Source organism: Azohydromonas caseinilytica, from assembly GCF_012927045.1.
Lineage (GTDB): Bacteria > Pseudomonadota > Gammaproteobacteria > Burkholderiales > Burkholderiaceae_C > Azohydromonas > Azohydromonas caseinilytica.
Genome location: NZ_JABBFW010000030.1, coordinates 42,583 through 63,790 on the forward strand (window position 1 = coordinate 42,583; position 21,208 = coordinate 63,790).

Annotated in this window: 23 protein-coding genes and 2 pseudogenes; 16 read left to right on the forward strand and 9 right to left on the reverse strand. The window is 67.2% G+C overall.

Annotated elements, in window-relative coordinates:
* Positions 1-26 precede the first annotated feature (26 nt).
* Positions 27-899 carry an SHOCT domain-containing protein gene (locus HHL10_RS25460; RefSeq protein WP_169163219.1) on the forward strand — a complete coding sequence of 291 codons (873 nt, stop codon included), beginning with the start codon at positions 27-29 and terminating at the stop codon, positions 897-899.
* A 150-nt stretch (positions 900-1,049) separates the two neighbouring features.
* Here HHL10_RS25460 and HHL10_RS25465 read toward each other — a convergent pair whose 3' ends face one another.
* The 5 genes from HHL10_RS25465 to HHL10_RS25485 all read right to left on the reverse strand — a co-directional run bounded on the left by HHL10_RS25465 (position 1,050) and on the right by HHL10_RS25485 (position 4,372).
* A complete protein-coding gene (locus HHL10_RS25465; RefSeq protein WP_169163220.1) occupies positions 1,050-1,460 on the reverse strand; it encodes an FKBP-type peptidyl-prolyl cis-trans isomerase in 411 nt (136 codons plus the stop codon).
* Between the two features lie 163 nt (positions 1,461-1,623).
* Complete coding sequence (locus tag HHL10_RS25470; RefSeq protein ID WP_169163221.1) at positions 1,624-1,935, reverse strand: hypothetical protein; 312 nt, start codon at positions 1,933-1,935, stop codon at positions 1,624-1,626.
* 150 nt (positions 1,936-2,085) lie between these two features.
* Entirely contained in the window at positions 2,086-2,400 is a 315-nt protein-coding gene (locus tag HHL10_RS25475) for a hypothetical protein (protein ID WP_169163222.1), read from the reverse strand.
* A gap of 29 nt (positions 2,401-2,429) precedes the next feature.
* Positions 2,430-3,107: a Bax inhibitor-1 family protein gene (locus HHL10_RS25480; RefSeq protein WP_375138982.1), complete on the reverse strand. Its 678-nt coding sequence runs from the start codon at positions 3,105-3,107 to the stop codon at positions 2,430-2,432.
* A gap of 191 nt (positions 3,108-3,298) precedes the next feature.
* Positions 3,299-4,372, reverse strand: coding sequence for an NAD(P)-dependent alcohol dehydrogenase (locus tag HHL10_RS25485; protein WP_169163224.1), 1,074 nt, complete (start codon positions 4,370-4,372; stop codon positions 3,299-3,301).
* A gap of 271 nt (positions 4,373-4,643) precedes the next feature.
* Here HHL10_RS25485 and HHL10_RS25490 point away from each other — a divergent pair, with 271 nt between their 5' ends.
* From HHL10_RS25490 to HHL10_RS25520, 7 genes are all read left to right on the forward strand, one after another.
* Complete coding sequence (locus tag HHL10_RS25490; RefSeq protein ID WP_169163225.1) at positions 4,644-5,129, forward strand: TerB family tellurite resistance protein; 486 nt, start codon at positions 4,644-4,646, stop codon at positions 5,127-5,129.
* Between the two features lie 177 nt (positions 5,130-5,306).
* Complete coding sequence (locus tag HHL10_RS25495) at positions 5,307-8,120, forward strand: monovalent cation/H+ antiporter subunit A (protein ID WP_169163226.1); 2,814 nt, start codon at positions 5,307-5,309, stop codon at positions 8,118-8,120.
* Positions 8,121-8,128: 8 nt separating this feature from the next.
* The gene (locus HHL10_RS25500) at positions 8,129-8,488 is read left to right on the forward strand and encodes a Na+/H+ antiporter subunit C (protein WP_205833215.1); all 360 of its coding nucleotides are present in this window, start codon (positions 8,129-8,131) and stop codon (positions 8,486-8,488) included.
* Entirely contained in the window at positions 8,485-10,056 is a 1,572-nt protein-coding gene (locus HHL10_RS25505; RefSeq protein ID WP_169163228.1) for a monovalent cation/H+ antiporter subunit D, read from the forward strand. The genes HHL10_RS25500 and HHL10_RS25505 overlap by 4 nt, the downstream gene beginning before the upstream one ends.
* A complete protein-coding gene (locus HHL10_RS25510; RefSeq protein ID WP_169163229.1) occupies positions 10,053-10,538 on the forward strand; it encodes a Na+/H+ antiporter subunit E in 486 nt (161 codons plus the stop codon). The genes HHL10_RS25505 and HHL10_RS25510 overlap by 4 nt, the downstream gene beginning before the upstream one ends.
* Positions 10,538-10,807 (forward strand): K+/H+ antiporter subunit F, encoded by a 270-nt coding sequence (locus tag HHL10_RS25515; RefSeq protein WP_375138983.1) that lies wholly within the window; start codon positions 10,538-10,540, stop codon positions 10,805-10,807. Before HHL10_RS25510 ends, HHL10_RS25515 begins: the two co-directional genes overlap by 1 nt.
* An 11-nt stretch (positions 10,808-10,818) precedes the next feature.
* Complete coding sequence (locus HHL10_RS25520; RefSeq protein ID WP_169163231.1) at positions 10,819-11,148, forward strand: Na+/H+ antiporter subunit G; 330 nt, start codon at positions 10,819-10,821, stop codon at positions 11,146-11,148.
* Between the two features lie 108 nt (positions 11,149-11,256).
* Here the strand turns inward: HHL10_RS25520 and HHL10_RS25525 are convergent, their stop codons facing one another.
* Together HHL10_RS25525 and nhaR are read right to left on the reverse strand one after the other, a co-directional pair.
* Complete coding sequence (locus tag HHL10_RS25525) at positions 11,257-11,724, reverse strand: nuclear transport factor 2 family protein (protein ID WP_169163232.1); 468 nt, start codon at positions 11,722-11,724, stop codon at positions 11,257-11,259.
* 89 nt (positions 11,725-11,813) lie between these two features.
* Entirely contained in the window at positions 11,814-12,755 is a 942-nt protein-coding gene (gene nhaR, locus HHL10_RS25530; protein WP_169163233.1) for a transcriptional activator NhaR, read from the reverse strand.
* Positions 12,756-12,869: 114 nt separating this feature from the next.
* On the opposite strand from nhaR, the gene HHL10_RS25535 reads away from it, so the two are divergent.
* The 6 genes and pseudogenes from HHL10_RS25535 (at position 12,870) to HHL10_RS25565 (ending at position 17,853) form a co-directional block, all read left to right on the forward strand.
* Positions 12,870-13,178 carry an HPF/RaiA family ribosome-associated protein gene (locus HHL10_RS25535; protein ID WP_169163234.1) on the forward strand — a complete coding sequence of 103 codons (309 nt, stop codon included), beginning with the start codon at positions 12,870-12,872 and terminating at the stop codon, positions 13,176-13,178.
* 84 nt (positions 13,179-13,262) lie between these two features.
* Positions 13,263-13,880, forward strand: a pseudogene (locus HHL10_RS25540) (IS5 family transposase).
* Positions 13,881-14,405: 525 nt separating this feature from the next.
* Positions 14,406-14,885, forward strand: coding sequence for an acyltransferase (locus HHL10_RS31255; RefSeq protein ID WP_169163236.1), 480 nt, complete (start codon positions 14,406-14,408; stop codon positions 14,883-14,885).
* A gap of 140 nt (positions 14,886-15,025) precedes the next feature.
* Positions 15,026-16,042: a Gfo/Idh/MocA family protein gene (locus tag HHL10_RS25555; RefSeq protein ID WP_169163237.1), complete on the forward strand. Its 1,017-nt coding sequence runs from the start codon at positions 15,026-15,028 to the stop codon at positions 16,040-16,042.
* 5 nt (positions 16,043-16,047) lie between these two features.
* Complete coding sequence (locus tag HHL10_RS25560) at positions 16,048-17,187, forward strand: DegT/DnrJ/EryC1/StrS family aminotransferase (RefSeq protein WP_169163238.1); 1,140 nt, start codon at positions 16,048-16,050, stop codon at positions 17,185-17,187.
* A 9-nt stretch (positions 17,188-17,196) separates the two neighbouring features.
* On the forward strand, positions 17,197-17,853 hold the full coding sequence (locus HHL10_RS25565) for an LbetaH domain-containing protein (protein ID WP_169163239.1): 657 nt from the start codon (positions 17,197-17,199) through the stop codon (positions 17,851-17,853).
* Positions 17,854-17,894: 41 nt separating this feature from the next.
* Here the strand turns inward: HHL10_RS25565 and HHL10_RS25570 are convergent.
* Together HHL10_RS25570 and HHL10_RS25575 are read right to left on the reverse strand one after the other, a co-directional pair.
* A pseudogene (locus HHL10_RS25570) lies at positions 17,895-18,587 on the reverse strand (IS630 family transposase); the annotation flags it as partial.
* A 329-nt stretch (positions 18,588-18,916) separates the two neighbouring features.
* On the reverse strand, positions 18,917-20,278 hold the full coding sequence (locus HHL10_RS25575; RefSeq protein WP_169163240.1) for an integrase catalytic domain-containing protein: 1,362 nt from the start codon (positions 20,276-20,278) through the stop codon (positions 18,917-18,919).
* A gap of 149 nt (positions 20,279-20,427) precedes the next feature.
* Between HHL10_RS25575 and HHL10_RS25580 the strand changes: the two genes are divergently transcribed.
* Both HHL10_RS25580 and HHL10_RS25585 read left to right on the forward strand, forming a co-directional pair.
* Positions 20,428-20,850: a helix-turn-helix domain-containing protein gene (locus tag HHL10_RS25580; RefSeq protein ID WP_169163241.1), complete on the forward strand. Its 423-nt coding sequence runs from the start codon at positions 20,428-20,430 to the stop codon at positions 20,848-20,850.
* Positions 20,851-20,863: 13 nt separating this feature from the next.
* Positions 20,864-21,100 carry a transposase gene (locus tag HHL10_RS25585; RefSeq protein WP_169163242.1) on the forward strand — a complete coding sequence of 79 codons (237 nt, stop codon included), beginning with the start codon at positions 20,864-20,866 and terminating at the stop codon, positions 21,098-21,100.
* The last annotated feature ends 108 nt before the right edge of the window (positions 21,101-21,208 follow it).

The following is a 21,208-nucleotide window of genomic DNA, read 5'->3' on the forward strand; positions in this document are numbered from 1 at the left end:
GGCCCGGCAACCCTGAAAGGTTTCCCATGCAACAGCTCTCGCCCGCCGGCCGGCAGGCTCTTGACGACATCGCCCGCCGCCACGGTTTCAGCAGCGAGGCGGTGACGTCCATGCTCTGGGCCGTGGTCCAGGGACACGGCAGCATGGCGCAGTTCGGCCATCCCGAGTTCGGCGGCGCTGGGCAGTGGATGCGTGGCGGCATGACCATGGTGTCGGACATGTTCAACAACGCCCTCAAGGCACGCGTGGACGGCCTGTGCAGCGAGCTCGCCGCGCTGGTCGCCAGCCAGCCCGAGCTGCTGCAGGGCGGCAGCTTCCAGTCGCAGAGCCAGGGCGGCAGCGGTGGCCACGAGCAGCAGCAGTCGTCATGGAGCCACGCCCAGCCGCCCGCCGGCGCGGTGCAGTCCGGCACGGCGAGTCTGTTCATTCCGGCCTCGGGCGGCGACTGGTGGGGGCCGAGCCTGCGCTGGCCCGACAGCACCGGGTCGCAGAACGGCGTGCGCTACGCCTACTTCGCGCAGGCACGGCGGCTGGCCATCGAGGTGCACGGCCGCGTCACGATCTACGACACGCTGGACCACCACATCGGCGGCTTCTCGCAGCAGCAGTCCGGCAGCGGCTCATTGAGCTTCACCAGCCAGTACGGGCTGGTGGACGTGGCCAGCCTGCCTGTGGTGTCGATCGACGGGCAGCCGCCCGCCGGCACCGCGGCACCCGTGGCGGCAGCGGTGCCGCCGACGTCCAGTACACCAGCGGTGCCGCCCACGGCGACGCCGGGCGGCCCGCAGGGGTTGGACGTGTTCGCTGCCATCGACAAGCTCGCTGAGCTGCACGCCCGCGGTGTCCTGACGGCCGAGGAGTTCTCGGCCAAGAAGGCCGAGCTGCTGAGCCGGCTCTGAAAACGGCAGAGCCCGCCGGATGGCGGGCCCTGGAGAAGAAGGCCGTGGTGATCAGCTGCGGTGCGGAACCAGCGGCCGCGGCCTCACGCAAGGTCGTTCGCACACGCTGTGCGCTTCAATGTCAGTTATGTCAACAAGGTGATTTTCGCGTCAACGCGCGGCCACGGCCAGGAGCTCGACCTCGAAGGTCAGCGTGCTGTTGCCCGGGATGACGCCGGGAATGCCGCGGGCGCCATAGGCGGTGTCGGCCGGACAGGTCAGCTTGGCCTTGCCGCCGACCTTCATGTGCTGCAGCCCCTCGGTCCAGCAGGGAATGACGCGGTTGAGCGGGAACGTGGCGGGCTGGCCACGCTTGTGGGAGCTGTCGAACTCCTTGCCGTCGGCCAGCGTGCCGCGGTAGTGCACCTGCACCGTGCTGGACGCGGCGGGCTGCGCGCCCTGGCCCTTGGTGCTGTGCTCGATCACCACCCCGGAAGGCAGCTTCTCGGTGTCGGATTGGGCCAGGGCGTGCTGGGCGCCGGCAAGCAGCAGCGCGGCGCAGACGAAGAGATGTCGTTTCATGAAGAAAAAGGGCCTGGAAGGTTGCGCAAGCCGCGCAGTGTCGCCGCTTTCGTCCCCGGTGGCCCTGCGGTCGCGGACCGGGTCGCGGCGGGATGAAAGGCTGAAGTGGTTGAGCCGGCAACCGCGCGGCGGCTTCCGGCCGTTCAGCCCTGGCATCCCGGGTTCAGGCGTGCCCGGGAGCGTAGGAAAAGCCGCCGCCGCGCTCCTGCTCCAGCCGCGTTTCCTCCATCAGGTCTTCCTGCACCGGATCGGGCGCGCCGCCGCGCTTGAGATGTTCCTGGTACCACGCCGAGATGAGCGCGCAGATGATGGGATCCGGGCCCTTGACCAGTTCTTCCATGTCGAAGCCGCTGGCCTGGCAGATGGCTTCGATGGGCTGCGTGTCGAAGATCACGGAGCCGTCGCGAATGTCCCGCGACAGGCGCAGGTCTTCGAAGTTGACGCCGTCGGGAATGGTTGCCTGCAAATGGATCAAGCTGCCTCCTCTGGAGCCCGCGAAGGGAGTGAAGTCATTGTGACCGGTTTACAAGGCGCCGGCCGCTCAGCCGGCCCTCACCCCTAGCAGCCGGCGGGCCCGGGGGACTCCTCCGGGCGCCTGGTGCGGAAAACGGCAGGTCCGGGCGCTTCAGCCCCGGATTTCCCGCACCTCGACATCCACCACCTCGCCCGCGCCGGATGCGGCCCGGCCCGGCCGACTCCCCCCAGCGGGCCGGAATCCTCCCCGCTGCGGCCAGGCGAAGCGCAGTCCCCCGCGCTCCAGGCGCCGCCGTGCCACCAGCGCCACCACCAGCAGCACACCGGCGGCAGCCAGTCCGGCCAGCAGCGTGAAGACCATCGCCGCCAGGCCCACCAGTCCGAAGGCCACGCGCCGCAGGGCCGCGGCCACCGTTGCAAGGACGCGCTCCACCGTGGTGCCGCGCGCCGAGTGAGGAAGATGCATCAGCTTTCTTTTGTCTTTCGCGAGAGGGTTCAGTCGTCGTTGCCGCCGAAAATGCCCAGCAGCGCCAGCAGCGACTGGAACACGTTGAACAGGCTCAGGTACACGCCCAGCGTGGCCGTGATGTAGTTGGTCTCCAGGCCGTCCTGCACGCGCTTGAGGTCATGCAGGATGAAGGCCGAGAAGATGCCGATGGCCAGCACCGACAGCGTGATCATCAGCGCGCTGGACTGCAGGAAGACGTTGGCGATGCCCGCCACCATCAGCATCACCACGCCGACGAACAGCCACTTGCCCATCGACGTCAGGTCGCGCTTGATGACCGTGGACAGCATCGCCATGCCCAGGAAGATGCCGCCCGTGCCGGCAAACGCCGTCATCACCAGGCTGGCGCCGTTGGACAGGCCCAGCACCGTGCCCACCAGGCGCGACAGCATCAGGCCCATGAAGAAGGTGAAGGCCAGCAGCACCGGCACGCCGGCCGCGGAGTCCTTGGTCTTCTCGATGGCGAACATGAAGCCGAACGCGCCGGCGAGGAACACCACCAACCCCACCATGGGCGACATGGCGCTGCTCAACCCGGTGGCGACGCCCAGCCAGGCGCCGGCCACCGTGGGCACCATCGACAGCGCAAGCAGCCAGTAGGTGTTGCGCAGCACGCGCTGCTGCCGCGCAGCCAGGCCCGGCGCACCAGCGCCACGGGCGGTCATGTCGATTTGCTGAAGATTCATATGGGCTCCCAAGGATCGTCGCCGCCGCCCGCAGCGAAGGCTGCAAGCCACGGCGGCAAACGTAATCTAAGGGCGCCCATACATCGGGACAATCAGAACGTTGCGATGCGTTTGATCGAAAAAACCAGAGCATCGACACCCTGCCCGGGCCGGCCTCAGCATCGGGAGTCTCAAGGCGTGATCGCCACCTTGAGCACGCCGTCGCGCTGGTGGCTGAACAGCTCGTAGGCGGCCTCGATGTCGTCGAGCCTGAAGCGGTGCGTGACCATGGCGCCCAGGTCCACGCGCCCGGCCTCGATCACCGCCATGAGCCGGCGCATGCGCTCCTTGCCGCCCGGGCACAGCGAGGTGACGATGCGGTGGTCGCCCAGCCCGGCGGCAAAGGCGTCCAGCGGGATCTTCAGGTCGGTGGAGTACACGCCCAGGCTGGACAGCGTGCCGCCCGGCCGCAGGCAGCGCAGCGCCGCCTCGAAGGTGCCCTGCGTGCCCAGCGCCTCGATCGAGGCATCCACGCCGCGCCCGCCGGTCAGGCGCAGGATCTCCTGCACCGGGTCCTGGCGGCTGAAGTCGATCACCACGTCGGCGCCCAGGCGCCGCGCCATCTCCAGCCGCTCGGGCACCCGGTCCACGCCGATCACCAGGCTGGCGCCGCTGAGCTTGGCGCCCGCGGTGGCGCACAGCCCGATCGGCCCCTGCGCGAACACCGCCACGCTGTCGCCGATGCGGATCTTCGCGCTCTCCGCGCCCGCGAAGCCGGTGGACATGATGTCCGGGCACATCAGCACCTGCTCGTCGCTGAGCCCGTCGGGTACCGGTGCGAGGTTGAACATGGCGTCCGGCACCAGCACGTACTCAGCCTGGCAACCGTCGATGGTGTTGCCGAAGCGCCAGCCGCCCAGGGGCTTCCAGCCCTGCGCGGTGCCGGCGCCGTCCTGGGCGCAGAAGCCGCACTGGCAGGCGTTGCTCCAGCCGCTGGGCGTGATCGCGCCGGCAATGACGCGCTGGCCCTCGCGGTAGCCCTTGACGGCCGAGCCCAGCTTCTCGATCACGCCCACGGGCTCGTGGCCGATGGTCAGCCCGCGCGCCACCGGGTACTCGCCCTTGAGGATGTGCACGTCGGTGCCGCAGATCGTGGTGGTGGTGACGCGCACCAGCGCATCCAGCGGCCCAACGTCGGGAATCGGCTTGTCGTCGAGCACGATGCGGCCCGGTTCAACGAAGACAGCGGCTTTCATCATCGGCATGGGAACTCTCCTGGCAGGGGTCCGGACCCGCAGGCTACGGCGCTGCCCTCCCCGCGACTTGAGCCAGCTCAAGCCTGCAGCGCGAATTCATCAGGTTTTTCCGAAGTTGCGTTCCACAACATTCGAATTCCCGCGTCAATGCGGGCCGCCTACAGTGCCCTGTCCCGGCGCCATGCCGGGTTGGGCCACCCGGGCGGCTTTCGCCCCTGGCACGCAGCGGCTGCCGTCGGCGCCGCGCACACCTCCATCCGATTGGGGAAAGGAACCGACCATGTCGCGCCACACCATTGCTTCCCGCGCCTACCCGCTCAACAGCCCGCAGGCGGCCGGCCGCCTCGTGGCGCTGGCCCTGATCGCCAACGGTGAGATCAAGGCCAAGGAGTGGGCCGCGCTCAGCGCGCTGCGCGCCTGCGAACAGCTCGGCCTGAGCGATGAGCACTGGCACGACCTGCTGGACGAGCTGTGCCACGACCTGCTGGCATCTCCGGATGCCGCGGGTGACTGCCTGGTCGATGCGCCCCTCCTGGCGTGCTGGCTGGCCGAGGTGGACGACCCTGCCCTGCAGCACCGCGTCATGCGGCTGTGCGCGGCCGTGATCGGGGCCGACGGGCATGTCGATCCCGGCGAGTCGGTGGTGTTGCGCGGCATGCTGGCGCAGTGGGTGCTGCCCCAGGAGGAGCAGGCGGGCGTGGAACCCCTGCTCTACGGCCTGGACTTCCAGGTGCAGCCGCGCCGCCCGCAGCCCGTGGCCGGTTGAGGGCCTGATCCAGTCCCCGGCAGCGCCAGCGGCGGCGCCCCCGGGACTGCGGCAGGCCGGTGCGAGTCAACCGCCTTTCGGCTTCACGGAATGGCGCAGCCAGCGCACGTTGCTTGCCCTGCTTGCGCGGCCTGAGCCCAGGCCGCCTCCAAAAGCAAATTCAAACAGCTGCCACCCATGCCTTTTCTGCCCCTGGCCATCCTGCTGCCGCTGCTGCTGGGCCCCCTGTGCGCCTGGGCCGGTCGTGGCGGCACCGCGGCGGCCAGGCGGCGCGCGGCGTGGCTTGCGGCGGCGCTGACGGGCGCCGTGCTGGCGCTGCTGCTGTCCGGCGCCGGTGCCGTCCTCGACGGCCAGACCCTGCTGTGGCACCAGCCCTGGATGCCGGAGATCGGCTTCAACCTGGGCCTGCGCCTGGACGGGCTGGGCCTGATGTTCAGCGGCCTGATCACCGGTATCGGGCTGCTGGTGATCCTCTACGCCGCCTACTACCTGGGCCCGCAGGACCCGCCCGGCAAGCTCTACGCGCTGCTGATGCTGTTCATGGCCGCCATGCTGGGCGTGGTGCTGGCGGACAACCTGCTGCTGCTGGTCGTGTTCTGGGAGCTCACGAGCCTCGCCTCCTTCCTGCTGGTGGGCTACTGGAGCCACCGCGCCGAGGCGCGCGCCGGCGCGCGCATGGCGCTGGCGGTGACGGGCGCGGGCGGGCTGGCGCTGCTGGCGGGCGTGGTGCTGCTGGGCCAGATGGCGGGCACGTACGAGCTTTCGCAGCTGCTGGGGCAGCGCGAGCGCATCCAGGCCGATGCGAGCTATCCCGTGGCGCTGCTGCTGATCCTGCTGGGCTGCTTCACCAAGAGCGCGCAGTGGCCTTTCCACTTCTGGCTGCCCGAGGCCATGGCCGCGCCCACGCCGGTGTCGGCCTACCTGCACTCGGCCACGATGGTGAAGGCGGGCATCTTCCTGCTGATGCGGCTGTACCCGGTGCTGGGCGGCACGCTGCTGTTCGAGGTGGTGGTCGCCGCCACCGGGCTGCTGACCATGGGTTTTGCCGCCTACGTGGCCGTGTTCAGGCATGACCTCAAGGGGCTGCTGGCCTACTCGACCATCAGCCACCTGGGGCTGATCGTGTTCCTCATCGGGCTGAGCAGCCCGCTGTCGGCTGCTGCCGCGGTGTTCCACGTGCTCAACCACGCCACCTTCAAGGCCTCGCTGTTCATGACCGCCGGGATCATCGACCACGAGACCGGCACCCGCGACATGCGCCGCCTGGGCGGCCTGCTGCCCCTGCTGCCCTGGACTGCCACGCTGGCGATGGTGGCTGCCGCCGCGATGGCCGGCGTGCCGCTGGCCAACGGTTTCATCTCCAAGGAGATGTTCTTCGCCGAGGCGGCGGATCTGGCCGAGGCGGTGCCGGGCTGGGGCCTGCTGGTGCCGCTGGCGGCCACCTTCGGCGGCATCTGCTCGGTGGCCTACTCGCTGCGCTTCGTGCACGACGTGTTCTTCAACGGCCCGCCCGTGGACCTGCCGAAGCCGCACCCGCACGAGCCGCCGCTGTTCATGAGGCTGCCGGTGGTGCTGCTGGTGGCGGTGTGCCTGGTGGTGGGCATCCAGCCCGGCGCCATGGAGCCGCTGGTCCGGCTGGCCGCCGGGGCCGTGCTGGGCGCCCCGGCGCCCGAGTTTCATTTGGCGCTGTGGCACGGCGTCAACCTGCCGCTGCTGATGAGCCTCGTCGCGCTGGCCGGCGGCGTGGCGATGTACTTCGCGCTGCTGCGCCGCTTCGACCTGCACCTGAACCACCCGCGGGGCTGGACCGGGCGCCTGTTCTTCACTCGCGCCCTGGACGGGCTGTTCGAGGGCGCGCAGCGGCTCATCGCCCGGCTGGAGAGCGGCTCGCTGCAGCGCTACTTGGCCTGGCTGATGGGTTCGGCCCTCGTGCTGGGTGCACTGCCCTTCCTGGGCAGCGACGGGGTGTCTGCGGGCACGCGCGAGCGCCTGCCGGCACCGCTGCCGGCGCTGGTGGCCTGGGTGCTGTTGATCGCCGCCGGCCTGGCGCTGCTGCGCGGCCATCGCGACCGGCTGCTGGCCGTGGTGCTGGTGGGCGTGATCGGGCTGGTGACGGCGCTGGCCTTCGTCGGCCTGTCGGCGCCGGACCTGGCGCTGACGCAGCTCTCGGTGGAGCTGGTCTCCACCGTGCTGCTGCTCATGGGCCTGGCGCTGCTGCCGCGCCACACGCCGCGCGAGTCCGGCCGGGCGCGGCAGCTGCGCGACGCCGTGCTGGCCGGCGCCGGCGGGCTGGGCATCGGCGCCCTGGCCTGGCTGCTGCTCACGCGCGACCACGCCTCCATCGCCTGGTACTTCCTGGACCAGGCGCTGCCCGGCGGCGGCGGCAGCAACGTGGTCAACGTCATCCTGGTGGACTTCCGCGGCTACGACACCTTCGGCGAGATCACGGTGCTGGCCATCGCGGCGGTGGGCGTACTGGCCCTGCTCCAGGGTTTTGCTTTGCAGCGTGCGCCGGTCGATGCCGAAGGGCGGCCCTGGAGCTTCCCTCGCCCGCCGCTGATGCTGCGCCTGGCGGCGCGGCTGGTGCTGCCGCTGGCCCTGGCGGTGAGCCTCTACCTGTTCTGGCGCGGCCACAACCTGCCCGGCGGCGGCTTCATTGCCGGGTTGGTGACGGCGGTGGCGCTGGTGCTGCAGTACATGGCGCAGGGCCAGGCACGGGCGGAAAAGCTGCTGGGCGCTGCAGGCGGCGGGCGCTACGTGCGCTGGATCGCGCTGGGGCTGGCCGTCGCCGGGCTCACCGGCCTGGGCGCCCTCTTCTTCGGACATCCCTTCCTCACCAGCGCGCACGGTCATCCCAGCGTGCCGGTGCTGGGCGAGCTGCCGCTGGCCACGGCCACCCTGTTCGACCTGGGCGTCTACGTCACGGTGGTGGGCGCGACGCTGCTGACCCTGTCGGTGCTGGGCGCGGCCAGCCGGGAGCCCCGGACATGACGATCTCGATGGAATTCCTGTTCGCCAGCGGCATCGGCTGGGTGACGTTCTGCGGCCTGTGGCTGCTGCTGCGCGGGCGCAGTTTCAGCGTGGTGCTGGGGCTGACGCTGCTGGGCTACGCGGTGAACCTCTTCATCTTTTCCACCGGGCGGCTCTGGCGCGACGCGGCGCCGATCCTGCAGGGCAACGGTCCCTTCGCCGACCCGCTGCCGCAGGCACTGGTGCTCACGGCCATCGTCATCGGCTTTGCCACCACCGGCTTCGTGATCGAGCTGGCGCTGCGCAGCCGGCACGACAACGGCAGCGACCATGTGGACGGCCGCGAGCCCGGCGCGGCCGGCGGCGTGGTTGGCAAGGAGCGCGCGTGAGCTGGCGCGAGCACCTGCCCGTCCTGCCGGTGCTGCTGCCCGTGACCACCGCGGTGCTGCTGCTGGCCCTGGGCGACGCCCGGCGGCATGCGGCGCGCACGCTGGCGCTGATCTCCACCGCACTGGGGCTGCTGCTGGCGCTGGCGCTGCTGCGCCAGGCCGATACCGGGGCGCTGGAGGTCTACCGCGTGGGCGACTGGCCGGCGCCCTTCGGCATCGCGCTGGTGGTGGACCGGCTCTCGGCGCTGATGCTGACGCTCACCTCCGCGGTGGCGCTGCCCGTGCTGCTCTATGCCAGCGCGGGCTGGGACGCGCGCGGGCGGCACTTCCACGCCCTGTTCCAGTTCCAGCTCATGGGGCTGAACGGCGCCTTCGTCACCGGCGACCTGTTCAACTTGTTCGTCTTCTTCGAGGTGCTGCTCATCGCCAGCTACGTGCTGATGCTGCACGGACTGGGCCACCAGCGGCTGCGCGCCGGGCTGCACTACGTGGTGTTGAACCTGGCGGCCTCGGCGCTGTTCCTCATCGGCGTGGCGCTGATCTACGCCGGCACGGGCACGCTCAATCTGGCCGACCTGGCGCTGCGCGTGCCGCGGGCGGCCGGCACCGAGGCGCTGCTGCTGCGCGCCGGCGGACTGATCCTGCTGGCGGTGTTCGGCTTCAAGGCCGCGCTGGTGCCGCTCTCACTCTGGCTGCCCGCGACCTACTCGGCGGCCAGCGCCCCGGTGGCGGCGCTGTTCGCGCTGATGACCAAGGTGGGTGTGTACGCGATCTGGCGCGTGCACGGCGTGGTGTTCGGCGCCGGCGCGGGCGACTCCGCGCTGCTGGCGCAGCCGCTGTTGCTGCCGCTGGCCCTGCTCACCTGCGGGTTGGGCGTGGCTGGCGCGCTGGCCGCGCGCAACCTCGCGCGGCTGGTGGCGTGGCTCAACGTCGCCTCGGTGGGCACCATCCTGGCCGGGCTGGGGCTGTACGGCAACGACGCCTGGGCCGCGGCGCTGTACTACCTGCCGGGCAGCACGCTGGTGGTGGCGCTGCTGTTCCTGCTGGCCGAGCTGCTGGGCCGCCAGCGCGGCGACGCGGCGGATGCGCTGGAGCCCGCCCCGGCGGTGGCGCAGCCGGCGCTGCTGGGGCTGCTGTTCCTGGTGGCGGCCGTGACCATCGCCGGCCTGCCGCCGCTGCCGGGCTTCCTCGGCAAGGTGATGCTGATGCAGGCCGCCTCGGGCCACGCCGGGGCCGCCGGCGTCTGGGCAGTGCTGCTGCTCATGGGCCTGGGCTCGCTGCTGGCGCTGGCGCGCGCGGGCAGCGTGCTGTTCTGGCAGGCGCACGGTGCCGGGACGGCGGCGCGCGCTCCGGCATGCGGGCTGGCCGCCGTGCTGTGGCTGCTGGCCGCGGGCGTGGCGCTGAGCGTGGGCGCCGGCCCGGTGCAGCGCTACACCCAGGCCGCCGCGCAGCAGCTCGGCGACGTGGCGGGCTACGCCCAGGCGGTGCTGCCCGAGGCCGGCGGCGCCAGCGCGCACAGCACCCGGCCCTACACCGGCATTGTCAAGGACCGGGAGGTTCACCCATGAAGCGCTGGCTGCCTCATCCGGTGCTCTCAGCGCTGCTGGCCGCGGTCTGGCTCCTGCTGCAGCAGAGCATGGCCCTGCCCCAACTGATCACCGCCGCGGTCCTGGCGCTGGGGCTGCCGCGGCTGCTGCACGGCTTCCTGGGCGAGCCGGTGCGTCCGCGCGCCTGGGGCACGGCGCTGCGGCTGGCCGCGACCGTGCTCTGGGACATCGTGGTGGCCAACCTGGCCGTGGCGCGCCTGGTGCTGTCTCCCGGCGCGCGCCCGCGGCCGGCCTGGGTGCGCCTGCCGCTGCGTTTGAAACATCCGAGCGGCATCACGCTGCTGGCGACCATCGTCACCACCACGCCGGGCACGGTGTCGTGCCTGGTGGACGAGCAGCGCGGCGAACTGGTGGTACACGCCTTGGACTGTCCTGATCCGCAGGCGTTGGCGGACGAGATCCGCCAGCGCTACGAGGCGCCGTTGAGGGAGATCTTCGAATGATTCTGGATTGGGCCCTGAACTTCGCGCTGGGCGCCGTGGCGCTGGCGATGCTGCTGTGCGGCTGGCGGCTGCTGCGCGGCCCGACGCTGCCGGACCGCATCCTGGCGCTGGACACGCTCTACATCAACGCGGTGGCGCTGGCCGTGCTGGCCGGGCTGCAGGCGCGCTCGGCGCTGCTGTTCGAGGCGGCATTGATCATCGCCCTGCTGGGCTTCGCCTCGACGGTGGCGCTGGCACGCTTTGTCAGCCGCGGCGACGTGATGGAGTGAAGGAGAACGCCATGGCGCCTTGGATCGAGTGGATCGTGGCCGCGCTGCTGGTGGTGGGCGGCGCCTTCGCCCTGATCGGGGCCATTGGCCTGGCGCGCTTTCCGGACTTCTTCATGCGGCTGCACGCGCCCACCAAGGCCACGACGCTGGGCGTGGGCGGCGTGCTGCTGGCCAGCATGGTGCACGGCTGGGCGCAGGGCCTGCCCGGCCTGCACGAGCTGCTGATCGCGCTGTTCCTGTTCATCACCGCGCCGGTGTCGGCGCAGCTGATGGCGCTGGCGGCGCTGCACCTGCGCGTGGCCTCGCGGACCGAAGTCCCGCAGGAGCTGCCCCGAGAGTGAACCGGATTGTCAACCGCTTTGGGACAGTCTCCTCACTCACTAGCCTTGGTTGAGGACACTGTCAACAACCAGTAAACAATCCTCCGGCAGCGCCAGCCCGGTGGCCGATCACAACCCCAGCTCGCTGAGACCAGGGTGATCGTCCGGCCGGCGGCCCAGCGGCCAGTGCATCAGGCGTTCGGACTCGCGGATCGGCAGATCGTTGATGCTGGCAAAGCGCCGTGTCATCAGCCCGTGCTCGTTGAATTCCCAGTTCTCGTTGCCGTAGCTGCGGAACCAGTGTCCCGAATCCTCGTGCCACTCGTAGGCGAAACGCACCGCGATGCGCGCGCCGTCGCAGGCCCACAGTTCCTTGATCAGCCGGTAGTCCAGTTCGCGCCTCCACTTGCGCACCAGAAAGGCGTGCACCTGCTCCCGGCCCACCGGGAACTCGGCGCGGTTGCGCCAGCGCGTGTCCGGCGTGTAGACCTGCACCACGCGGTCGGGGTCGCGCGAGTTCCACGCATCTTCGGCCAGCCGCACCTTCACGGCGGCGGTCTCGGGAGTGAAGGGCGGCAGCGGCGGGCGGGTGGTCATGGCGTCAGGCACGGGTGAAGAAGCGGCCATGATGGCAGCGGCCCTGCTCTGCCCGCCCGGTGGCTGCCGGCCGACGGGCTGAAGGCGGTTCAGGCCATGGCCCGGCGCCGCGCCGGGCCGGCGCGCGGGGCCTTGTCCGCCATCTGGAACAGCTCATTGCGCGCGGTCTGGGTGATGGCCACCACGCAGGGATGCGTGATGCGGCGCTCCACCGAGATGGCAAAGAAATCCTCCTCCACGCCTTCGGCCACGCCGATGGCCTGCACGCCGAACTGGGTCTGGACCTCGTCGGCCAGCACATCGGGCGCAGCGAAAAAGCCCGCGCTGCGGCGGCCGAACTCCTGGATCAGCGCGCTGTCGTCGAACTCGCCCACCACGCGCGGGCGCACGCCCTGCGACTGGAACCAGGCCCGCAGGCGCTGGCCCACGGCGGAATCCTCGCCCTGCATCAACACCGGCGCGGCGTCCAGACAGGCAGGAAAGTCGCCCGGGTGGCGCTCGCGCAGTGCCGCGGTGCCGAAGAAGCTCAGCGTGGAGGCGCCCAGGCGGTGGCTGAAGGCCTTGACGCTGACCGAGGACGGGATGGGCGCGTCCGAGATCACCAGGTCCAGCTTGTGCAGCGCCAGCTCGGCCAGCAGCAGGTCCAGCTTCCACTCGCGGCACACGATGCGCACGTCCTGCACCGCGAAGGCCGGCTCCACCAGGTGGTAGGCCACGGCCTTGGGCACGGCATCCGCCACACCGACGCGAAACTCCAGCGCCCGCCCGCGCGTGGTGCCCTCGCGCACCGCAGCCTCCAGCTCGGCGCCCATGGCAAAAATGTCCTTGGCGTAGTCCAGCACCATGCGACCGGTGTCGGTCAGTACCAGACGGCGCCCGCTGCGTGCGAACAGCGGGCTGCCGAGCCGCTCTTCCAGCAGCTGGATCTGACCGCTGACCGTCTGGGGCGTGAGGTGCAGCAGCTCGCTGGCGCGCGCGACGCTGCCGGCCTCGGCCACTTGCAGAAAGTAGTGCAGGTGCTTGTAGTTCATCCCTCAATCATCAGACTTTTCCTACAAGCAGCCCCGGAATAATCGGCTTTACCTGACTTCTGCCCCTGCCTACAGTGGTCCGGTCGCCACTACACCGTTTGTCGGGACCCCTGCATGGAAATCCGAGTGCATGCCGCTTGTGCCCGTGCCGCCGCGCTGGCCGATCACGCTCGCCGCCGATTGCTCTACGTGCTGATGCCCCGCCGCCACCAGGTGCAGCGCATCGAGGTGCACCTGGGCGACACACGCAGCCGTCGCGGCGGGCGGGAGGGCTATTGCAAGGTCCAGCTGCAGTTGCTGCACGCGGGCGTCACCACGGTGGTGGACGTGAGCAAGGACCTGTACGACGCGATCGACCGCGCAGTGGACCACGCCGGCCGCCTGGCTGCGGAGAGACTGCGCGGTGCGCCGCTGGCTGCCTGAGCAACCTCTCCCGGCCAACACTGCGGCAAGCCTCTGCGTTCATGGGCGGTCCAGAGCGCCGGGTTGCATCGGCGATCGTGTCAGGTGCGCGATGTACTGACGCAGGACGCTGGATGCGCGCGCCGCTGCACGAAGCGCGCGAAGCCCGCAAAACACACAGCGACCCTTTCAGCATGGGGTGGCCGGGCTGTTGGGGCCGACGCAATTTTCGGTCGGCCTCAACAACTCCACTACCGTGCGAGCCCACCAGCACAGTGCGGGGGCAAAAAAGGGGGCCCGCAAGCGCAAGCCATCGGTCGCAGCCGAGGTGGGCTGAGCACCAAGATCCACGCCACGGTGGACGCGCTGGGCAACCCCACGGACTTCCACCTCACGCCGGGCCAAGCCCACGACCTCGAAGGCGCCGATGCGCTGTTGCCCAGCGACACAGCAGACGCCGTCATCGCCCACAAGGCCTATGACGCCCAGGCTCGCGTCATCGACGTGCTCGCCCAAGCCGGTTAAGTCGCGGCGATCCCGCCGATTCGCAGCCGCGTTGAACAGCGCACTTGGGATCGCGATCTCTACAAGGCGCGCCACCTGGTCGAGAACTTCTTTGCCCGGCTCAAGCAGTACCGCGCCATCGCCACCCGCTACGACAAGACGGCTCGCAATTTCCTCGGCGCCATCCACCTGGCGGCCGCTGTCGTCTGGCTCCATTGATAACGGGCCCTAGTGTGATCCTCGCCGCAACCTTGATCTGGCTCGGGTGTGTTCAGTCAGCCAGACGCTTAGTACACACCGCCCAGGTAGCTGGCAAGCCTGTTCCTGCAAATGAGTGACCGACGCAGGCAATAGGTGGGCACGGCAATCTTTAAAACTATAGATACATAAAGCAACAATATTCACTACGTATCTGTATTGAAACGAAGTGGACCGGCTGTTGCAGGAACCCGCATTTGCGGGTTCGCACTATCGACGATTTCAGAGTCAAAATCGCTTCGCGCTGTGACCAAAGAGGTGCTGATCACGGTGGAAACTTCGAATAAGAGCACTTGGGGAGTGGCTCGACGCCTTAATACCAAGAGCGCGCCTGAGCAACGTTCATATCGGGGGGCACATCGACTGCGACATTACCATCGATAGTTCATCAGTCGTGTGAAATCAATTGGGCATTCCAGTCCATGAGCCTGCTCGACGCAATCTGCGGGTCAACGTCTGCGTATGCCCATCTAGAGGCAAACACTCATGCCTATCAGTGAAAATGTCAAGCTTGGCGACAAGGTGCAAATTTTTCAACCCGCGCTGGTCAATCTTTACGGATGTAGCGTCGGCGATAGCACAAAAATTGGCGCCTTCGTCGAAATCCAGAAAAATGTGAAGGTCGGGGCCTGCTGCAAGATCTCGTCGCACACTTTTATCTGTGAAGGCGTGGATATAGCCGACGAGGTGTTCATCGGCCATGGGGTAATGTTCACCAACGATCTGTATCCCCGGGCCACCAATCCTGACGGTGCATTACAGACCGAAGCGGACTGGAAAGTTGAGCGAACCTACGTCAAGCGTGGTGTTTCCATTGGCAGCAATGCGACCATCATCGCTGGTGTCACGATCGGGGAAGGAGCCCTTGTGGGCGCCGGTGCTGTGGTCACCAAGGATGTCAGGCCCTACGCCATTGTCGCCGGCGTACCGGCTCGTGTGGTTGGCGATACCAGGGAAACCCGATAGTAACCCGCCTGCGAAAATCAATATTTTCGTCGACTCAAGCCTGCCTTAAGCAGAAATCACCTATTAATTCGCAATGGCTTTACCTTTCCGTACCGGCCATTGGGACTGCGGTTGTCGTTCACACTCATGAGGGAAGCGAGATGATCAATATTGGTGTCATCGGGTATGGGTACTGGGGGCCCAACCTGGTTCGCAACTTCGCGGAAACACCAGGTCTCAGTGTAGCCGCAGTTTCAGACCTGGATTCGTCCAAGCTGGAACTCGTTCGCAAGCGCCACGCTTGCTGCACCACGACGGACTATCGCGACCTGCTCAACGATACTTCCATCGACGCCATTGCCATTGCCACGCCGGTCAACACCCACTATGAACTGGCGCTTGCAGCCCTGCAGGCCGGCAAGCACGTGTGGTTGGAAAAACCGATGACCGAAACCTCTGTGCAGGCGCGTCGCCTGGTTGAGGAAGCCGAAAAACGCAATCGGGTGCTGATCGTTGACCACACCTTCATCTACACCGGCGCGGTCCGCAAGATGGGGGAGATCATCCGCAAGGGCGAGTTGGGAAAAATCTATTACTACGACTCAGTGCGGGTGAACCTTGGCCTTTTCCAACGCGACGTGAGCGTCATCTCGGATCTGGCTGTCCACGATTTCTCGATTCTGGACTATCTGCTGAACGAGCATCCCGTGGCGGTCACCGCCAGCGGCATGAATCACTTTCCCGGCACGCCGGAGAATTTGGCTTATGTGACGCTGTTCTATGACTCGGGCACGATTGCCCACGCCAACGTGAGCTGGCTAGCACCGGTCAAGGTGCGCCAGATCCTCATCGGCGGCAGCAACAAGATGATCACCTATGACGATCTCGAGCCCAGCGAGAAGATCAAGGTCTATGACAAGGGCGTGAGTTTCACCGACGACCCGAACCAGATCCGCGAAATGCGCATTGGCTACCGCACCGGCGACATGTGGGCACCCAAGCTCGCAGTTTCGGAAGCCTTGCGGGTCGAGAGCGAGCATTTCGTCGACTGCATTAACAACAACCGCGCACCCATGACCGATGGCCGCCTCGGGGTGCGTGTCGTTGAACTGATCGAAGCCGCAAATCGGTCCATGCGGTGCCGAGGCGATACCGTTAATATTCAAAAGCGGGGGTAAACACGATGATTCCGTTTGTCGATCTCAAGGCGCAATACCGTTCCATCAAGGACGAGGTGGATGCAGCCGTTCTCGGGGTTATCGAGCGCTGCGAATTCACGCTTGGCAGCGAGGTCGCGGCATTCGAAAAGGAATTTGCCGCCTATTGCCAAGTCGAGCATGGTATCGGCGTGAATACCGGCACGAGCGCACTGCACTTGGCGCTTCTGGCTGCGGGGGTAGGCGCGGGAGATGAAGTCATCACGGTGCCCTTCACCTTCGTCGCGACGGTGTCGGCCATCGACTACACGGGCGCCAAGCCGGTGTTCGTCGACATCGACCCCAAGACCTTCACGATGGATCCCAACGCCCTGGAAGCTGCCATCACCGACAAGACCAAGGCTATCATCCCCGTGCACCTCTACGGTCAGACGGCGGACATGGATCCGATCCTCGAGATCGCGCGCAAGCATGGGCTGGTCGTGATCGAGGATGCTTGTCAGGCCCATGGCGCCGAGTACAAGGGCCGCCGTGCCGGCAGCATGGGCGACATGGGCTGCTTCAGCTTCTACCCGGGCAAGAACCTGGGCGCCTATGGCGAGGGCGGCATGGTGACGACCAACAGTCCGGAATTCACCAAGACGATCCGCATGCTGCGCGACTGGGGCGCCGAGAAGAAGTACCAGCATGTCCTCAAGGGCTTCAACTTCCGCCTGGAAGGCATCCAGGGTGCGGTGCTGCGTGTCAAGTTGAAGTACCTGGAGGCGTGGACCGAGGCGCGTCGCACCGCCGCCGCCCACTATGACAGGCTGCTGGCCGGCAGCGGCGTGCCGACACCCTACGTCCGCCCCGACGTCCGCCACGTCTATCACATCTACGCCGTGCGCACGCAGCACCGTCAGACTTGGCAGGACGCCCTGCTGGCACAGGGCATCCAGTCGGGCATCCATTACCCGACCCCGGTGCACCTGCTGCCCGCCTTCGCCGACCTCGGCTATCGCGCTGGCCAGTTCCCGCATGCGGAAAAGGCCGCCAGCGAAGTGCTGTCCCTGCCGATGTTCCCTGAGCTGACGCAAGCGCAGTGCGAACAGGTGGCGCAGGCAGTCCGGGCGCTGGCAGCGCCAGCCGAGCAAGCGGTCGACGCAGCCGCGGTGAGCGCGGCCTGAGAGCGGATGATGATCAGCGCAGACAACATTGCATCGTCCACGGTGCAACCGCTGCTGATCTTTCCGTACAACGGCAACGGCCTGGAGGCGCTGGATTGCCTGGGCGATGCTTACCGGCTCCAGGCCTTCATTGACGACACGCCAGGCAAGCAAGGCGTCGATCGCCATGGCTGTCTCGTGACAGGCCGCGAGGCCCTGACGCGATGGCCCGAAGCGCAGGTACTGGCGGTGCCGGGCAGCCCGACGTCGTACCGCTCGCGCCGCCAGATCATCGAAGCGCTTGGCGTCGCGCCGAGCCGCTTCGGCCAAATCATCCATCCAAGCGCGCGCGTATCACCCCTGGCCACGATCGGCCACAACGTGCTGATCATGGCCGGCGTGGTGATCACCAGCAACGCGGTCATCGGTGACCATGTGTGCGTGTTGCCCAACACGGTGATCCACCATGACGCACGCATCGGCAGCTGGAGCCTTATCGGCTCGAACGTCACCATCGCCGGCAACGTCATGCTGGGGGAAAACTGCTACGTGGGCAGCGGCACCAGCATCATGAACGGTCTTGAAGTAGGCGATGGAACGCTGATCGGCTTGGGCAGCAACGTCATCCGCAGCGTCGCTGCGAATTCTTGCGTGGCTGGCAACCCGGCACATGCGCTGAAAAAGTAGTCAAGTGGGTCTTGACATTTGCACCCTTTCCTAGTGCTCCGTCACAGTTGCACTGCTGGGTAAAGGCGCTTGAGCTTGATGCGGGTATCGGCGGTGGTGAAGCGCCAGTCGATGGTGGCATGGCTGGCATTGCGGCGATCTTCCCAGGCAGCCACCTCGCTGGCCAGATGAGAGCGACTGTCCATGCGCTTGCCCAGGCACTGGCGTGCCAGGATGCTCAGTTCCAACTCCGCCATGTCGAGCCAGCTGCCGTGCTTGGGCGTGTAGTGGATCTCCAGCTTGGCAGCCAGACGCCGTGCCTCGACCGGGGCAAAGGCCTCGTACAGGGAGGCCGGGCCATGGGTGTTGAGGTTGTCCATGACCAGCACGATGCGCAGGGCCCGCGGGAAGTGCACGTCCACCAAGTCCTTGATGACATGGGCGAAGTCCACCGCGGTGCGCCGCTCGGTGACATCGACATGGCGCCAGCCCTCCAGCGGCGCGTAGAGCACGAACATGTTGGCCGTGCCGTGGCGCTCGTATTCGCAGTCTTGGCGGCAAGCCGCGCTGCGGCTGCAGCGGCAGCGGCTCGCGCACTTGGCCCAGCAGCTGTTTGCTGGCCTCGTCCAGGCACGCCAGGGGCTGGCCGGGTCGTGGGGCCGCTGGTACACGTCGAGCACGTCCTCCATGCGGCAGACGAACTCAGCATTGGCCTTCGGCTGGATGCACCAGCACCGCTTCAGCCACGGCTTGAGAACATTTTTTTGAGCGTGCGGCGCACAGTCTCTCGGGAGATGGCGTCCACGACATGCATTTCGATGAGGCGTTGCTTGAGCTGTGGCGCGACGATCTGGATGAGAGGCCGTGTTGCCTCACGAAGGAATGTTACCGGATCGCTGTTTGTCGTTTCCGGGGAATTTCTTCGTAGTAGTAGAGGCTGTTGGCATGTGGGCGAAGGGGCATGGCGGTGGGCAACGCGACGCGTTGTCCACGGACGTGCCCCGGTGCGCTGAAGGCGCATCGTCCATATGTCGACAGCCTGCCGGGTACGAAGTACCCGGCCCCGGGCAGGCTCAATTCGCCATCATGGCAAGGCGCACTCGGACGCTTCCTTCTTGAGCTTTCCGAGGATCAGTTCCTTGAGCTGCTGAGCCCTCCAAGCTTTGATGCGGCGCTGCAGCGTACGAAGTTGCTTCTTGTTCGCGTACGCCTCGGGCACTGCCGCGGCCAGCCGGTCCATCAGTTCGCGCGCTGTAGACGACGGTTTTTCAATCAGCCAGCCTTCAATCACCGGCCAGGAATGTTTGAACGGATCGACGCGAGATCTCCACCAGCGGGGCGCAACTGGCCGACGCCGGCCGCGTATCGGGTTGGCCTCGCCGCTTTTCCATGCGGATGACAAGCCGGCCAGGAACGCCGACACGTCTGCCGGTGAAGCAGCTTCAGCAGGCTCATCTTGGGGTCCACGTGACACCATTTCGTGGAGTACCTGCTGCGCCGTACGCATGTCTCGTAGCAATCGAACAGGATCCAACTCGGTAAATTGCTTGCGCAACTTTGCCTTCACTTCTCCCGGCACTACAGGCGACGCCAGCAGTCGATCGCAGGGCGTCGCAGGCGGGTGGTATTTCTTGCTCACGCGCGCGCCGTCGCGCGTCTTGGTTTTGAGCTTGAAGGAGGGCTGGAAGAAGTTGATGTACAGCCGCGATGCCGAGTAGAGCTCAGCGAGGGCATATGTCGCTGCCAAGCCGCTGAGCCGTCCATAACCCACCAGGCGGCGCAGGATGGCTCCGTTCTTCTGCTCGACCCAGGCCTGGTCGTTCTTCTTGTAGGGGCGAGATCGCGTTTGCTCCAGACCTCGTTCTTTGCAGTGATCGAAGACGGTCTGGTTCATGAAGGCTGAGTCGTTGTCGGTATCAATTCCGAGGAGCTTGAAGGGCAGCGTGGCCTCGGTCACGTTGAGCGCTTCGACTATCAAGGTCTGGTTGCGTACTGGCATTGCCAGGCATTCCGTCCAGCCGCTGTTGACGTCGGTGAGCACCAGGGTTCGAACGTAGTCGCCCTCGGTCTTTGGACCGCAGTGCTCGACCATGTCGACTTCCAAATAGCCTGGCGGTGGGTTGCGCCAGTCGGAGAAGGTCCGCACTGGAACGCTGCGCCGGATGGCTGTGCCGATGCCGCTACGCCGGCGTCGCTCGCCACTGGAGCTTGCACGTACTTCAGACAGCAGACGATCGATCGTGGCGGCGCTGACTCGTAGCAACTGCTGCTTCATCGATGGATCCAGGGGTAAGTGCCCGTGCCGGTCCATGGCCTCGATCAACGACGGGATGAGCGCCTTGAGCCGTTTGCCACACAAACGGTCGCTGGCCTCCCATACCACGATGAGCTTCTTGCGTATTCCGCGCCATCCCGGACGGCGTTCCGCGCTGATGGCGGGCAGCATTCCGCTGTGATGGCGGACACCGTTCCACGCTGATGGCGGACAGCGTTCCGTCGTGATCGCGGACACCGGCGCGGTGTTCTGAGTGACCCAACGCGGCATAGGCTGGCCGGTTTTTGACCGGAGAGCCGATGCCCACACCAAGGGTCCTCATGAGCAAGATCAGACGAGCACTACAACTACTGGCCGACTCCGGCCTGAGCACGCGGCAGGTGGCCGCGGTGCTGGGCATCAGCAAGTCCACCGTCAGCGAGATCGCGCTGTACGCGCGCACCGCGGGCATCGACTGGCCGCTGGCCAGCACCCTCAGCGACGAGGAGTTGCAGGCGCGGCTGTACCCGCCGCCACGCCCGCGAAGCTCGCACCGGCAGGAGCCCGACTACGCGCAGCTGCACCAGGAGCTCAAGCGCCCGGGCGTGACGCTGCAGCTGCTGTGGGAGGAATACCGTGAGCGCTGCGGCGAGCAGGCCTACCGCTACAGCGCCTACTGCGAGAAGTACCGCGCCTGGGCCAAGACGCTCAAGCGTTCCATGCGCCAGTTGCATCCAGCCGGCGAGCGGATGTTCGAGGCCTGAAGCCGGGCAGACGGTGCCGCTGGTCGATGCGCTGACGGGCGAGATCCAGCGCGCCCAGGTGTTCGTGGCGGTGCTGGGTGCGTCCAACTTCACCTTCGCCTGCGCCACACCGCGGCAGACGGCGGCCGATTGGGTGGGCGCCATCATCGCAGCGCTGGAGTTCATCAACGGCGTGCCGCGGCTGCTGGTGCCCGATCAGCCGCGCGCGCTGATCGCCAACCCCGACGCCTACTGTCACGCGTCGGCGTAATCCGGCCACCCAGAGTCGGCATATACCGGCCAGCTTTGCCGGTGCCGAAGGCCGTCTCGAACGACTCCGTTTCAAGGCTTATTTTGATGCGTTGCCAGGCTTGTCTTG